We start from the raw sequence: 13,635 nt of genomic DNA on the forward strand, positions 1-13,635 counted from the left end.
CTAAACACCCACCTAGTCATAATAACAAAAAGAAACGGAAGACCTGAGCCTTCCGTTTCAAACATTATAAAATTATAGGTTACTTATTAAAATTTTCAGCAAAGAATCCTAACATTGACTTATAAAGTTCAATCCTGTTAGGCTCTTTTCCAAATCCGTGTCCTTCATCATATTTTACCAGATAAGGAACTTCAAATCCTTTGGCACGCGTCGCTTTTACAATCTGATCAGATTCATTGATATTAACCCTTGGATCATTAGCTCCCTGAACTACAAATAAAGGCTTTTTGATCTTATCAATCTGGTAAACCGGGGAAACTTCCTTAGCAATTTTTGCTTCCTCGGGATTGTCAAGGTCATACCAGATCTGTTTTACCATTTCTTTATAAGGTTTCCAGTATTCAGGGAAAGAATCAAAGAAAGTAAAGATGTTGGATACGCCTACATAATCTACTCCACAAGCATATAAATCCGGAGTTTTAATCAGTCCCATCAATGTTGCATATCCACCATGGCTTCCTCCGTAAATGGCTACTTTATCCTTATCTACCCATCCCTGTTCAATGGCATATTTTACTCCGTCTTCCACATCATCCATTGCTTTTCTTCCGATCTGTTTGTAACCGGCTTTCTGGAATGATTTTCCGTATCCTCCGGAAATTCTGAAGTTCACCTGAAGCGTAGCATATCCACGGCTTGCAAAAAGCTGTGCTTCCGGATTGAATCCCCAGCTGTCTCTGATTCCCTGAGGGCCACCGTGAGGATTTACAATCAAGGGAACTTTTTTACCTTCCAGTGCTGCTTTAGGTAATGTAATATATCCATGGATTGTTAATCCGTCTCTGCTTTTAAATTCGATAGGTCTCATCTCGGCCATATCTTCTTCCTTCAGCTGTGGCATCAGGTTATACAGAAGTTTGGTTTGCTTGGTCTTGGTATCATATTCATAATAAGTTCCATAGAGCTTATCACTTCCTACAATAACCAGAAGTTTATCATTATTATCATCAGAAGAAACAATTCCAAATTCTTTGTCTCCAAACTGAGCTTTTAATTTATCATGTATTTCCTTATAAAATTTACTTACTGGAACCGTTTCTCCTTTGGTTCCTTCATAGCTGATGTAATCAAGCTCATAGTTTCTGTTTTTACCTGCAGTACTTATTGAGCTTACATCATATACCGGATTGGAATAAATTTCTTTAATCACAGCATTTTTCTTAAGATCATACAGTACAATCCTCGCTTTATCGCTATCCAGATTGGTTACTACATAGGCTTCATCTTTGTTTTTAGAATTTTCATTAAATTCAATAATACTGAAGGTATCAGACCAGTCTGCAGATTTGATCAGATTAAATTTGTCAGTCTGCAGGTCTTTATAATAGGTTTTTGTCGTTAATCCGTTTTCAAGAACGCTGTATCCTCTCAGATTTCCGTCTTTATCAAAAAGGTAATCATCAATAGGGCTGTTGACATCTTTATTTTCATACAGCTGGGTCATTTCTCCGGTAACGAAATTGATTTTAAATGGTTCAAAGATCTGTTTGTTGTTTTTATTCATGGTCACCACAACGAAATCCGTATCCTTTATCGGAATAATTGACTGTACTTTTACGCCATCAAACGGTGTCAGATCTTTCTGATTGCCTCCATCTATATCTGTAGCGTAAAGGTGAATATTTTCATTTCCTCCTCTATCCTGTGTATAGAAAAGACGTTTTTTGTTCAGCCATCCGTAACCTCTTATGAGGTCATCTTTCTCAACAATAGCTTTGGTAATTTTCCCGGTACCAAGATCTTTAACATAGACGTGATTCTTTTTATCCTGATCTTTTTCTTTATAAGAAAGGTACTTTCCGTCAGGAGAGATTTTAAATGCTGAAGCTTTTGGTCTTGCAAAATAATCTTCAACTTTGTATTTAAAGTTTCCCTTGTCGTAAGAAATAAGCTTTTCAAGATTGGCTTTGGAAGATGGCAAAGTAGGATCTCCCGGCAGTTTGGCAGTAGAACTTTGTGCGTTGATCATAATAGTAGACAGTACAATATAGGCTGTACCGAAAATTTTGGGATTCAGTAGATTCATAACTTATATTTTAAGGGTTAAAAGTTATTGAAAGCACCTTTTTAAAATAATAAAATCAAGTGCATTTATACAATAAGACACATTAACCCTATAAAATGTTACAATTTTCTATCACTTAATTAAAAAAACATTATGAATATGAAAAAAGACAGCCTTTCCCGACTGTCTTTTTTAGTGTAAATAAATTCCGAAATACCACGTCCAGGCAATTAAAATAATCTGCATGGGGATCCTTTGATAATAAAGGTATTTCATCCCGGGACCTGTATAATCTGCTTTAAAAATATTGATCTTTTTCCTGGAGGAATTGATGTTGGCAATAAAAACCAATACATAAAAAATGATCAGTAAAACAGCTGTAGTTTCACGGATGGACGGAATCATGAGGCCAATCCCTGCCGCAATTTCCAGTACCCCTGTAAAATAGACCCAAAACAGTTTTCCGGGAATAAAATCAGGGATCATCATCGCCATTCCTTTTTGGAATTTAAAATGCGAAAAGCCTGTAAAGATGATAAAAACAGTCATTCCCAGGTTTCCCGAAAATATTAAATCCGGTTTCCCATGAAAAAGAAAAGTTGCCAGCAAAGCCAGAATACATGTTCCCAAAAGTATGACAAGTAGTTTCATAGTTGATAATAGGTTGCAGGTTACAGGGATTAGGCTCAGGTATCAGTTTTAAACTTGAGACCTTGAACTCTAAACGTTGAATTATATTATACTGAATCAAGGCTAACTCCTTCTGCAAGGCTTTTTACAATCATGAGCCCTTTTGTAAATCCTGTATTGAGATGATCCTGCCATTCTTTTTCAACCTGAACCTCTGTATGAAGTTTTGTTTTCCCATCGAAGTCGATCAGGAAATATTTCTCAAAACTGCCGCTCCATTCCATTACTTCTTTGCTATGTATATCTTCATGACCTTCCTTATCTATCATTCCCAGATGTTTGAATACAACCTGTCTCGGTTCATCAAGACTGTCTATGGTAGAAACCATGCCTTCTCCACTGGCATTAACGAAGTAAGTTTTTCCGCCTACCTTCCAATCGGATTTCATGACGGATCCTTCTGCAAAGTAACGGGTCCATTCGCTATATGTTTCAGGGCTCCAGAGAATATCCCAGACTTTCTGCATGGGAGCATCAATTACTGTTTCGTATGATAAAATTTCCATATTTTAATTTTTATGATTTGTATTATTTGGCGGCTCCTACAGTTGATTTTCCGAAAGGTGTTTCACAAGTGACATGGCTTTTGGAAATTTCTCCTCAAAAAATTCTTTAAATTCTGCAGGAGTCTGAATCTCAGTCCTCAGCAAAGTTCCTTCTTCGTTTTCCTTCAGGAAGTAAGCTTCTGTAGCCTCACCCCAGTCCTGAGGAACTTCAATACCATCGTAAATCTCACCCAGATGCAGAAATGTTATTTCCTCGTTAGGAATTACTTTTTCTACCCTGCTGTACATTCCGTTGTTTTTTGGGTCAAGAAATTTAACAATATTATTTTCTTCCAACGTTCCTTCATAAAAAGAACCGTCTGTAAAAGCTGATGTCCATTGCCTGTAGGTAATATCACCCCAGAGGACACTCCATACTTTTTCAGGTTCGGCATTGATTTCTATTTCGTATGATAATTTTTCCATTTTTTAAGTATTAAGTGGTGGTAATGGGTTGGAGGGTTGGAGGGTTGGAGGGTTGGAGGGTTTGAGAGTGAGAGAGTTTGAGGGTGAATGAAATTACTGATCAATCACTTCTAACTTCTAACTTCTAACTTCCAGCCTCCGGCTTCTATCTTATCCTCCGACAAAATCACCGCCGTTAATATGAATGATTTCCCCGGTGATATAACTTGCATCTTTTGAAGCAAGAAAAACATAAGCTGGTGCTACTTCAGAAGGCTGTCCCGCACGTTTCAGCGGAGTATCTTTTCCAAATGAGTCAAGGTCATCAAACGCTTCTTTCACCAGTGGGGTCCAGATAGGTCCGGGTGCAATTCCGTTCACCAGAATTTCTTTTTCTGCGAGGTTATCTGCCAGAGACCGGATAAAAGACAAAACAGCTCCTTTTGTAGCCGCATAATCTATCAGATGATCACTTCCACGGTATGCTGTGACAGAGGTTGTACAGATGATACGTCCTCCTTTTCCTATCAATGGAAGAAAATTTCTGGTGAACGAAATCATGGAAATGATATTGGTCTCAAACGTTTCCTGAATCTGCTCATCAGAAATCTTTTCCAAACTTGTTTTCGAGGTATGTATTCCGGCGTTGTTGATCAGAATATCAAGGCTCTTCCACTCTGCTTTAATTTTGTCTGCGCACTTTGTTCTGAATGTTTTCCTGGTGAGATCTCCTTTGATCAGGATACACTTCTGCCCTTCTTTTTCAACCAGTTTCTGAGTTTCTCTGGCATCGTCGTCACTTTCTTTATAGATAATGGCAACATCTGCTCCTTCTCTTGCAAAATGAACGGCTACAGCCTGTCCTATGCCACTGTCTCCCCCGGAAATCACTGCTTTTTTCCCTTGCAGCTTCCGGCTTCCCTGATAATCATTCCGGATAATTTCCGGAAACAGCCCTTCTTTAGGGACCTTTGACTTAGAGTCTGATTTGTTCTGTGTTTTCATATGCAAATCTTTTTTCTCTAAACCACATCAAACAATACGCCGAAATCATTAAGAGTTATAGGCATCTTCCAGATCCTGAATGATGATTTTCTGCATTTTCATCATAGCCTGAACTACTTTATAGGCTTTTTCCTGATCGGAATCGTTCATCAGCTGAATGAGTTTTTTAGGGACAATCTGCCAGCTCAGGCCATATTTATCTTTCAGCCAGCCGCACATACTTTCTCTTCCTCCGTCCGCCGTCAGTGTATTCCAGTAATGATCGGTTTGCTGTTGGTCATCTGTCATCACCACCAATGATATTCCTTCATTGAAATCAAACGGATGATCATAGGAATTATCCATGCAGAATAAGTTGTAGTTATCAATGACAAAATGAGCATGCTGAACATTTTCTGCCGGTTCCGGAATGTCATGTCCCTCACTTCCTGCTCCATACGCTAATATGTTTCCTATGTTTGAGTTGGGAAATGTCTTCGTATAAAGCTCCATCGCTTCTTTAGCTTTTCCATTGTTTGCATGGATAAACATCAAAGTAGGAATTATTTTCTGGTCGCTTGCTTTTTCTCCCAGGAATAACTGCCATGTTACTCCGTATTTATCCTGAACCCATCCGTATTTCGGGCTCCATGAGTAAGACCCCAGTTCCATGAGGGCTATTCCGCCATCCAATAACCTGTCCCAGTATTTTTGAACTTCGTCTTCCGTCTCACAGATTACCATAAAAGAAATGGAAGGATTTTTTTTAAAATGCGGACCACCATTCAACAGCATCAGTCTTTGTCCGAACAGGTCAATGTTCATTACAACAGGAGTATCTGCTGTGATCTCTCCTTCAAAAACATTACAGTAAAATTCTGCAGATTGTTTGGCGTCGCCGTCATACCAGAGACATGGGAAAATATCGTTGTTCATAACTTTATATTTAAATGGGTTGATAGATGTATTTTTATTTTTGTCTTATGGATCATTCCGTTTCAAAACGAATAAAATGCTGTGAAAAGTTTTACCATAAATAACAGCAAAGAAATATGATGTCTTTGCATCTGAAAGTGATTTCTTATCTGCAATGACACCTTAGAAATGCCAGGTTGAATACTTATTATGCCTCTTTAAAACATACCTGATGCTCTTTCATATAATTCTTCAGTTTAAGCATCGTATTTTTTCCGAAACCATGAAGCTGCATGATTTCTTTTTCGGAATAATCTGACAGTTTTTCCAAAGAATTTATTTTTTCTTTTTCCAGAGCCTTTCTTGCCGGTATTGCTATAACCCCGTGAAGAAATTCTTCTTTGGAATCATAATTAAAAGCATACATTGAATTTAAACTCTTTGACATGATAACTAAATTGATCATGGCTACAAAAAATATTGTTAATGATTCTCAACATACTTGTGGAAATTATTCAAGATAGCATACCAGCCATCTCTTTGCATTTCCACAGAATTTTGTTTTTCCGGATCGAAAATTTCAATCACTTTCGTTGTGTTGTCATCTATTTTATCGAAAATAACTTCCACATTCCGGCCGTCTTCCATATGATATCTGATCACCTGGTGAGGTATAATTTCATCATATACCCCTTCAAAATCAAACCCGAAGCTTTTATCTTTAGCCTCCATCCTGTTTCTGAATTTACCTCCTACCTCAAGATTATTTTCAGAACTAGGACAGTGCCAGCTTTCATGGGCGAAATTCCATTTCGTGATATGTTTGGGTTCATTAAAGTAAGTCCAAACCTTTTCAACCGGTGCTAAAATTGTAATGTCTATTTTAATTGGATCCATAGTTCTGATTTTTTAAAGTTTAAACAAAGAGCTGCCCATAAAGCGGGCACCTCTTTTATAATGAGTTAAATATAGTACTATTTTGCGTATTCTTCATTATAGTTCACCATCCAATGAACACCATATTTGTCCTGGAAGCATCCGAAATAGTCTCCCCAAAACTGATCTTCAATGGGCATTTCCACATTTCCGCCTTCAGAAAGTTCTTTAAAAATTCTGTCGGCTTCACTTTTGGAATCAGGGAAAATAGATACGTAATTGTTGTTTCCTACAGTAAGAGTCTGCCCAAATCCGGGTACAATATCAGATGCCATTAAAAGATCATTTCCAACAGGCAGGGCAATATGCATCACTCTGTTTTTTTCTTCTTCTGAAAGATTTTCGGTACCGGGAGCATTTCCCATTTTGTGAATTTCCCCGACGAATTCGCCACCGAAAACAGTTTTGTAAAAATTGAACGCTTCTTCAGCTGTTCCATCAAAATTCAGATACGGATTTAATTTAGCCATGATTTTAAATTTTAAAGTTATAATTATAAAAAATAGGTTCTACTGTTGATCCATTAAGAATTAATTAAGTTAATATGAATATAAATGCTTAATGGTTTAAAAATTTTTCTACTTCCCTTACGGTAAAGTCTATTAAGTTGGTATCAATACTTCCGTCAAAATCCGGCATCATATAAACACCGTGCGTTGCAGGAAGTATCATCAAACGGGAACCCTTAACCAGCCGCCACATTTCGGCAGCATGTTCCGGTTTCATGACATCCTGATCACCACTGATGAATAATGTGGGTGATTGTATGGAAGACAAGACCTCATCATTCCAGTCCTGAAAAGTCTGCATTCTTGTACAGTCTTTCTCAAAAAGGTTTTCAAGCTTTGAAAAATCAGGATTGAGGCTTAAAAAATTAATTTTAAGAGGTTCCGGCATCGAGTCAAAGGTGGCTTCCTGCATTCCTTCAAAAAAACCGTCTATCATTCCGCTTCTTTTGTAGAAAGCTGAGGCAACAACCAGTTTTTCAACGATTCCCGGATGGCGGTGGGCAATCTGCATTACGGTACTTCCTCCGTTGCTGAATCCCCAGAATGACGCTTTACCAATATTCAGTTCTGCCAGAAGTCCTGCAACATCGTCAGCATCCTGCTCAAAGGTTTCAGGAATATAGCGGTGCTCGCTTCTCCCGTGATTCTGTAAATCGATTCCTATCAGCTTGAATTTGCCTTCCAGTCTGGCAATAACTTCTTTAAAATCATACAAAATGGAAGATCCTCCGCCATGAATCAGAACCAGAGGTTTTCCTGCCCCATAGATTTCGTAATATAACTGGATTCCGTTAACCTTCTTATACCCTTTTTCTACTGGATTCATCGCTAATATGTAAGGTTTTCGTCAACATCATATTTCATTCCCGGATAATTTAATATCCTGCGCATTAAGCCTATCTGTCCGCATAAGTAATCTTCACGACCGATACACATGCCTGCAAAGTTGAGCTTTGTTTCTTTGATGAAAGGGATATTCATTCCTATTTCAAATATTTCGTCAAGTTCTTCGTCGGTCACCTCATGCAGTTTCTGGTATACCTTAGGAGAAATGGCATGGAAATTCTCCTTCAATTCAGCCAAAGTCGGATATTTAAAACTTTCATCGAGTGCTTTTCCCTGAAAAAACAGGTCATTATAAGGATCCTGTTCCTGAATTCCCAATACAGCGCCCAAACCGTAGCGCATATTGATAAAGTTTCCTGCCATCCATACAATATGGTTGGTTTTATTTTCAATTCTTTTCAAAGCGTCTTCTTCCGAAATGCCGTCCAAAACGTTCATAAAGCTTTGAGAATGCATTCTGTAAGCCGGAATAATGACTTCTATTTTTTTTGATTTTGGGGTGTCCATTTTAATTTGATATTAGAAGTTAGAAATTATAGAATTGGGATAAACACAAAGGCGCTAAGTATTGTAAAAACTGTGCGTTTTTAGGGCGCAAAGATTTTATCTTCGATAAAATTTTGCTCTTTAATGAATATTTTAATGCTGTTTATTTTATTCCGAGCAGAGCAAGAAATCTATTTTATTGCGCCTGGTTTTCCTAAAATTCGTCTGAGATAGCCCAACTGCCCACTGTGGTAAATTTCATGGAGACTAAGGGTTGAGATATCTTTAACCGTTTCAGGTTTAAAACCTTCAAGCGTGTTGAGTTTTGCTTCCAGTTTGTCCTGAGATTGTTTTAAATAAGATTTTAATTCTTCGAAACTGATCAATTTATCTTTGTGATCCAAAGCAATTTCGCCTCTGTTGTAGAAAGAAAATTTTTCATTATCCCACACAGAATCTTCTCCTAAAATATTCAGTAAAGGGTTTCTGATGTAGATCAGATGTCCAAGAATCCAGTTCATACAATTGGCTTCACCATTGGGAAAAATCATCGATTCTTCATGGGTAATACCGTCCATATTCATAGTCATCACGTAATAGTTACTGACTACCTGATTTTTTATGATTTCTATATCGTTTGATTGTGTTTCCATGTGACTGTTATTTGATCTTGGAAGACAGCAATTATTCGGACGGTAATTGAGAAACATCTGCATGCATTACTTCCCACTGATGGCCGTTAAGGTCTGCAAAACTGCTTTGGTACATCCATCCGTGGTCCATAGGCTCGCTGTATTTTGAACCTCCGTTTTCTACAGCTGTTTTTACCATGTTATCCACTTCATCACGGCTATTGACTCCTATGGCAAGAAGTACCTGTGTTGTATCTCCTTTCGCAAAAGGCCTGTTGGTAAAGGTTTGGAAGAACTCTTCTTTGAGAAACATTGCATAAATGTGATTTTCTTTCATGATTACACAAATCGCCTTCTCATCTGAAAACTGCTCATTGATAGAAAACCCCAGCTTCGTCCAGAACTCTCTGGTTTTTTGAACGTCTTTTATCGGTAAGTTGACGTAAATTTCATTGATTTTCATTTTTATAAATTTAGTGGTGATTATGCTTCAAAATTATCAGGATATACTAAGAAAGTGCTTGCCATAGGGCAAGATTTATTTTGTATCCGGATTGAATTATGCTGTTGGCATCTTAGACAGATCAGCAAAAGTGATATTCCAGCCGTGCCCGTCCGGATCCCAGAAGGAATTCTGATACATCCATCCGTAATCCTGAGGTTCCTCATGTTGCCATGCTCCGTTTTCTACGGCTGTATTCACTACTTTATCTACTTCTTCCCGACTGTTTAATCCTACTGCCACAAGAACCTGGCTGGTATTTTCTTTGGCAACGGGCTTATTGGTGAAAGACATAAAATAATCTTCCTGCAGAAACATAACATAGATGGTATCATTCAAAGCAACACAGGCTGCCTTCTCGTCCGAGAACTGTTCATTAATTGAAAAACCTACTCTGGTCCAGAATTCTTTTGTTTTCTGTACATCTTTTACCGGAAGGTTCACATAAATCTGATTGACTTTCATTTTCTGTAATTTTAGTGTTAAACTGTTATCCAAAATTACCAAGGTGCAATGAAAATCAACTTGTCATAGGGCAAGATTTAAATTTTCTTGGGATGGGAAACGATTTCTTTACGGATACGGCTCAGAGAGGTGTCTGTAACTCCGAGATAGGAGGCAATCTGTTTTAAAGGAGCAAACTGGATGACTTTGGATTTCTGCTCCAGAAGATTAAGGTATCTTTTGGTTGCCGAAAGGGTAAACATTTCTACAGATCTTTGTTTGTAGGCAAAAAGTTCCTGGGACATCCATGATCTTCCCCACTCTCTGAGGTTTGGAATTTTATGGAAAAGTTCCTGAAAGGTGTCATAATCCAGCTTCCAGCATTCACAGTCTGTAATACAAACGATATTTTCCTGAGAAGGTATTCTTTGAAACATGGACAAAACCTCAATAATCACTTCATTCTCCGTAAAAAAATGGGTGGTTACTTCATTTCCGTTGAAGTCATTGACATATGAACGGGCAAGTCCACTCTCAAGGATATAGTATTCATTGGCTGTTTTTCCTTCTTCAAGGATGAAATCTCCTTTCTGAAAAGATGTTTTTTCATGAGCCTTAAATATTTCGTCAAGTTCTTCACGGAAAAAGAAGGGAAAATCATAGCAGATTTCTAAGGCTTTATTGGTCATTTGGTGTCAATTTTTTTAAGTCTTTAAAAATAAAATTTTTAATTGAATTAAAAAGAAAAAATATTAAACAAAGCATATAAACCTTTTATAAAAAAGCAGATATCAATCTGAAATAAAAGATATTTGTAAGGATAATATTTTTTAAACAGACATTTAAAAAACAAACTATTTTAACCACCCCGTCAAAAATTCTTTGAATTTTCGCCCCCCACTCCGGAGGTTGGGAATGACTATCTGCCGATACAGTAATTGTAAGCTTTTACAGGAAATTTTTTTTTAAAACAGGGAAAGCTGTATGGGTTTGGGAGGGTTTGGTTTCTGTGCATCACCGAATACCGTTTTCCCGCCAAAACGCCAGGAGTTTTGTCTTTCTTCTTCAATCACCTGCTGAATGTCAAAATCCGGGGTGAAGTCTTTTTCTGCCTTGGTCACGATCTGATGCAGCTTATTTAAGGAATTCAGTTTATCAGAATTTCCCAGTCTGGATTTTTCAATCCCTTTTCTGATAATGCTGATACTTTCATCATAAGTATTGATGGGAACAGGGAAAGGATGTCCGTCTTTACCTCCATGAGCAAAGGAAAACCTTGCCGGATCTGCAAATCTTGACGGCGCCCCGTGAATCACTTCACTTACCAGAGCCAACGATTGCATGGTTCTTGGACCTACACCTTCCAGCATCAGTAAATCCTCAAAATTCTGAGGCTGCTGCTCACGGGTTACATACAGAAGTGCTCCCAAACGCTTCAGGTCTACATCAGAAGCCTGAACATCGTGATGGGCAGGAAGAATCAATCTTGCAAAATCCTTCATTACTTCTGTTGAATCGGTATGGGAAATATCCAGGATTCCTTTTCTGTTTTCTGAAGCTTCTGCATCGGTAAGATTCAGTATTCTTCCTCTTGAAATTCCGTTGATTCCCGTATGAGGATTTTCCACAAATGAGGTAAGATTTTGGGAATGCCAGTGATACCGTCTTGCTGTTCCGTCCGATTCATGCATTCCCTGCTGAATAACACTCCAATTTCCATTATCTGAGAGAATAAAATTATGAAGATACAATTGGTAACCATCCTGGATGGCCGTATTATCTACTTTTGCAGAAAGTTTGCTGGCTCTTACCAGGTCTGTTCCGTTCAATCCGGTTTTATCTGCAATTTTAATCAGTTCCGATGGTGTTTCTCTCGAAAACTTTCCTTTTCCGCCACAGATATAAAGCCCCAAAGATTGTGAATTGGGATTAATAGAACGTTTCAATGCTCCCATTACGGAAGTGGTAATTCCTGAAGAATGCCAGTCCATTCCCATTACAGCTCCAAAACTCTGAAACCAGAACGGATCTGCCAGCCTTCGCAATACCTCATCTTTACCATAATCCATGAGAATTACTTCGATAATGGAAAGCCCCAGCACGGACATACGTTCATACAACCATGGCGGTACTTTGCCATAGTGAAGGGGTAAATCTGCGGTTCCTGAACGTTTCATTCTACAAAATTAGCTTTAATTTTCCGGATTTTCATTGACTGTAATCAACATTCGGTAAGATTTATTCTGCTTTAAAATTAATGAATGGAGAAAAATTCAAGGTCTTTATGTTTTGCTTCATCATATTCTTCTTCAAATGTAATTTTATTCCCGAAAGGATCAATTACGGTGAAGGATACAGCGCCATAGAATGTTTTTTCCAGTCCGGGGCGGTTATATTTATACTTTTTGTCAATTAACTCTCTATGATATTGAGGAACGCCTTCCCCCCAGACGGCAACCCTTGTTCCGGGTGTTCCGTCTCCATGATGTTCGCTCAGATGGAAAATAATATTTTCTCTTTTTACTTCCATATAAACAGGAGTATTTTCGTCAAAATAGTGCTCCCAGACAATCTCGAAGCCCAGCCAGTCTACATAAAATTCTTTAGTCTTCTGATAATCAAAAATTCTTAAGATAGGAATGATACGATCTGCTTTCATGATACTTTTTTATTGGTGAGACAGAATATTGATCAGCTTTTGAAAAGGATCTTTAACGAAAAACCTGCGGACTCCCCATTCTTCATCAGTAAGTCCGTAAATGATTTCAAAGCCGGCTTTTTTCATTTTATCATAGATTTCATCCACGTTATCCACTTCAATGGAAAGGTCCGGAACTTCAGTACCATTTCCGCCCTGTTCTGCAAAGCTGATCTGGACCTTTGCCTCTTCATCATTTCCCAGTGTTTTAATCCAGCCGTGATCCATCAGAATATCCAGCTCAAGAATGTCCTGATAAAATTGTTCTGCTTTAGAAAGATCATCTGTTTTAATATTGGCTACAATTCTTTTTACCATTTTTGCGCTGTTTTATTTATTCAAAAAAAGCCTTGTAAAAATTAAATTCACAAGGCTTTTCTACAAAAATTATTTTTATTATTTCAATGCTGCAAGAGCTGCATCGTAATTAGGTTCGTTGGCAATTTCCGGAACCTGCTCCGTATATACTACTTTGTTGTTTTCGTCTGTAACAATCACTGCACGGCTTAACAATCCCTTCATAGGAGAATCTGCAATGGTTACTTCATAATCATCTCCGAAGCTGCTTCTGAAATCGGAAAGTGTTTCTACGTTATTCAATCCTTCTGCTGCACAGAATCTTCCCAATGCGAACGGAAGGTCTTTTGAAACATTGATGATCACTGTATTATCAAGTTTTGAAGCTTCTTCATTGAATTTTCTGGAAGAAGCTGCACAGGTAGGAGTATCAATGCTAGGGAAAATATTGAATACTTTTTTCTTTCCTGCAAAAGTTTCAAGGGTTTTTACATTTAATCCTGAGTCTACCAGTGCAAAATCTTTTACAGTGGTTCCTACAGCTGGTAATGTTCCTATTGTGTGTACTTCGTTTCCTTTTAAAGTAATTGTCGTTGACATAATATTTATTTTTTAGTTCTTCAAATGTAATCAAAAAAGAAAATTTTTCCTGTTTTATTAAGGTTAAATTAATCTTAAAGT

Annotated in this window: 19 protein-coding genes; all 19 read right to left on the bottom strand. The window is 37.8% G+C overall.

The window, feature by feature from the left end; translation table 11 throughout:
- Window positions 1–79: 79 nt before the first annotated feature.
- The 19 genes from EL165_RS07820 to tpx all read right to left on the bottom strand — a co-directional run bounded on the left by EL165_RS07820 (window position 80) and on the right by tpx (window position 13,554).
- Window positions 80–2,086 carry a S9 family peptidase gene (locus EL165_RS07820; RefSeq protein WP_002978044.1) on the bottom strand — a complete coding sequence of 669 codons (2,007 nt, stop codon included), beginning with the start codon at window positions 2,084–2,086 and terminating at the stop codon, window positions 80–82.
- Between the two features lie 171 nt (window positions 2,087–2,257).
- Window positions 2,258–2,716 carry a DoxX family protein gene (locus EL165_RS07825; RefSeq protein ID WP_002978043.1) on the bottom strand — a complete coding sequence of 153 codons (459 nt, stop codon included), beginning with the start codon at window positions 2,714–2,716 and terminating at the stop codon, window positions 2,258–2,260.
- 86 nt (window positions 2,717–2,802) lie between these two features.
- Entirely contained in the window at window positions 2,803–3,261 is a 459-nt protein-coding gene (locus EL165_RS07830; protein WP_002978042.1) for an SRPBCC family protein, read from the bottom strand.
- Between the two features lie 36 nt (window positions 3,262–3,297).
- Window positions 3,298–3,726 carry an SRPBCC family protein gene (locus EL165_RS07835; RefSeq protein WP_002978041.1) on the bottom strand — a complete coding sequence of 143 codons (429 nt, stop codon included), beginning with the start codon at window positions 3,724–3,726 and terminating at the stop codon, window positions 3,298–3,300.
- 150 nt (window positions 3,727–3,876) lie between these two features.
- On the bottom strand, window positions 3,877–4,710 hold the full coding sequence (locus EL165_RS07840; protein ID WP_002978040.1) for an SDR family oxidoreductase: 834 nt from the start codon (window positions 4,708–4,710) through the stop codon (window positions 3,877–3,879).
- A 48-nt stretch (window positions 4,711–4,758) separates the two neighbouring features.
- The gene (locus tag EL165_RS07845) at window positions 4,759–5,625 is read right to left on the bottom strand and encodes a VOC family protein (protein ID WP_002978039.1); all 867 of its coding nucleotides are present in this window, start codon (window positions 5,623–5,625) and stop codon (window positions 4,759–4,761) included.
- Between the two features lie 187 nt (window positions 5,626–5,812).
- Window positions 5,813–6,052: a helix-hairpin-helix domain-containing protein gene (locus EL165_RS07850; protein ID WP_041461429.1), complete on the bottom strand. Its 240-nt coding sequence runs from the start codon at window positions 6,050–6,052 to the stop codon at window positions 5,813–5,815.
- A 35-nt stretch (window positions 6,053–6,087) separates the two neighbouring features.
- Entirely contained in the window at window positions 6,088–6,501 is a 414-nt protein-coding gene (locus EL165_RS07855; protein WP_002978037.1) for an SRPBCC family protein, read from the bottom strand.
- A gap of 77 nt (window positions 6,502–6,578) precedes the next feature.
- Window positions 6,579–7,010, bottom strand: a complete 432-nt coding sequence (locus EL165_RS07860; RefSeq protein WP_002978036.1) for a VOC family protein — start codon at window positions 7,008–7,010, stop codon at window positions 6,579–6,581.
- 88 nt (window positions 7,011–7,098) lie between these two features.
- A complete protein-coding gene (locus EL165_RS07865) occupies window positions 7,099–7,875 on the bottom strand; it encodes an alpha/beta fold hydrolase (RefSeq protein WP_002978035.1) in 777 nt (258 codons plus the stop codon).
- 2 nt (window positions 7,876–7,877) lie between these two features.
- Complete coding sequence (locus EL165_RS07870; RefSeq protein WP_002978034.1) at window positions 7,878–8,402, bottom strand: hypothetical protein; 525 nt, start codon at window positions 8,400–8,402, stop codon at window positions 7,878–7,880.
- 170 nt (window positions 8,403–8,572) lie between these two features.
- Window positions 8,573–9,034 carry a hypothetical protein gene (locus EL165_RS07875; protein ID WP_002978033.1) on the bottom strand — a complete coding sequence of 154 codons (462 nt, stop codon included), beginning with the start codon at window positions 9,032–9,034 and terminating at the stop codon, window positions 8,573–8,575.
- Window positions 9,035–9,065: 31 nt separating this feature from the next.
- A complete protein-coding gene (locus tag EL165_RS07880) occupies window positions 9,066–9,476 on the bottom strand; it encodes a VOC family protein (protein ID WP_002978032.1) in 411 nt (136 codons plus the stop codon).
- Window positions 9,477–9,572: 96 nt separating this feature from the next.
- Window positions 9,573–9,980, bottom strand: coding sequence for a VOC family protein (locus tag EL165_RS07885; protein WP_002978031.1), 408 nt, complete (start codon window positions 9,978–9,980; stop codon window positions 9,573–9,575).
- Window positions 9,981–10,057: 77 nt separating this feature from the next.
- Window positions 10,058–10,648: a Crp/Fnr family transcriptional regulator gene (locus EL165_RS07890; RefSeq protein WP_002978030.1), complete on the bottom strand. Its 591-nt coding sequence runs from the start codon at window positions 10,646–10,648 to the stop codon at window positions 10,058–10,060.
- Between the two features lie 276 nt (window positions 10,649–10,924).
- Window positions 10,925–12,136, bottom strand: a complete 1,212-nt coding sequence (locus EL165_RS07895) for a DUF763 domain-containing protein (RefSeq protein ID WP_002978029.1) — start codon at window positions 12,134–12,136, stop codon at window positions 10,925–10,927.
- 77 nt (window positions 12,137–12,213) lie between these two features.
- Complete coding sequence (locus EL165_RS07900; protein ID WP_002978028.1) at window positions 12,214–12,618, bottom strand: glyoxalase superfamily protein; 405 nt, start codon at window positions 12,616–12,618, stop codon at window positions 12,214–12,216.
- 9 nt (window positions 12,619–12,627) lie between these two features.
- Window positions 12,628–12,975, bottom strand: a complete 348-nt coding sequence (locus EL165_RS07905; protein ID WP_002978027.1) for a VOC family protein — start codon at window positions 12,973–12,975, stop codon at window positions 12,628–12,630.
- Between the two features lie 78 nt (window positions 12,976–13,053).
- Window positions 13,054–13,554 (bottom strand): thiol peroxidase, encoded by a 501-nt coding sequence (tpx, locus tag EL165_RS07910; RefSeq protein ID WP_002978026.1) that lies wholly within the window; start codon window positions 13,552–13,554, stop codon window positions 13,054–13,056.
- Window positions 13,555–13,635 lie beyond the last annotated feature (81 nt).

Origin of the sequence: Chryseobacterium gleum (assembly GCF_900636535.1) — a bacterium.
GTDB lineage: Bacteria > Bacteroidota > Bacteroidia > Flavobacteriales > Weeksellaceae > Chryseobacterium > Chryseobacterium gleum.

Coding starts and splice junctions, on each gene's coding strand:
- EL165_RS07900 (WP_002978028.1), bottom strand. CDS start 12,618: ATGAAAGCAGATCGTATCATTCCTATCTTAAGAATTTTTGATTATCAG.
- tpx (WP_002978026.1), bottom strand. CDS start 13,554: ATGTCAACGACAATTACTTTAAAAGGAAACGAAGTACACACAATAGGA.
- EL165_RS07860 (WP_002978036.1), bottom strand. CDS start 7,010: ATGGCTAAATTAAATCCGTATCTGAATTTTGATGGAACAGCTGAAGAA.
- EL165_RS07850 (WP_041461429.1), bottom strand. CDS start 6,052: ATGTCAAAGAGTTTAAATTCAATGTATGCTTTTAATTATGATTCCAAA.
- EL165_RS07895 (WP_002978029.1), bottom strand. CDS start 12,136: ATGAAACGTTCAGGAACCGCAGATTTACCCCTTCACTATGGCAAAGTA.
- EL165_RS07870 (WP_002978034.1), bottom strand. CDS start 8,402: ATGGACACCCCAAAATCAAAAAAAATAGAAGTCATTATTCCGGCTTAC.
- EL165_RS07845 (WP_002978039.1), bottom strand. CDS start 5,625: ATGAACAACGATATTTTCCCATGTCTCTGGTATGACGGCGACGCCAAA.
- EL165_RS07905 (WP_002978027.1), bottom strand. CDS start 12,975: ATGGTAAAAAGAATTGTAGCCAATATTAAAACAGATGATCTTTCTAAA.
- EL165_RS07840 (WP_002978040.1), bottom strand. CDS start 4,710: ATGAAAACACAGAACAAATCAGACTCTAAGTCAAAGGTCCCTAAAGAA.
- EL165_RS07885 (WP_002978031.1), bottom strand. CDS start 9,980: ATGAAAGTCAATCAGATTTATGTGAACCTTCCGGTAAAAGATGTACAG.
- EL165_RS07875 (WP_002978033.1), bottom strand. CDS start 9,034: ATGGAAACACAATCAAACGATATAGAAATCATAAAAAATCAGGTAGTC.
- EL165_RS07830 (WP_002978042.1), bottom strand. CDS start 3,261: ATGGAAATTTTATCATACGAAACAGTAATTGATGCTCCCATGCAGAAA.
- EL165_RS07820 (WP_002978044.1), bottom strand. CDS start 2,086: ATGAATCTACTGAATCCCAAAATTTTCGGTACAGCCTATATTGTACTG.
- EL165_RS07855 (WP_002978037.1), bottom strand. CDS start 6,501: ATGGATCCAATTAAAATAGACATTACAATTTTAGCACCGGTTGAAAAG.
- EL165_RS07825 (WP_002978043.1), bottom strand. CDS start 2,716: ATGAAACTACTTGTCATACTTTTGGGAACATGTATTCTGGCTTTGCTG.
- EL165_RS07890 (WP_002978030.1), bottom strand. CDS start 10,648: ATGACCAATAAAGCCTTAGAAATCTGCTATGATTTTCCCTTCTTTTTC.
- EL165_RS07865 (WP_002978035.1), bottom strand. CDS start 7,875: ATGAATCCAGTAGAAAAAGGGTATAAGAAGGTTAACGGAATCCAGTTA.
- EL165_RS07835 (WP_002978041.1), bottom strand. CDS start 3,726: ATGGAAAAATTATCATACGAAATAGAAATCAATGCCGAACCTGAAAAA.
- EL165_RS07880 (WP_002978032.1), bottom strand. CDS start 9,476: ATGAAAATCAATGAAATTTACGTCAACTTACCGATAAAAGACGTTCAA.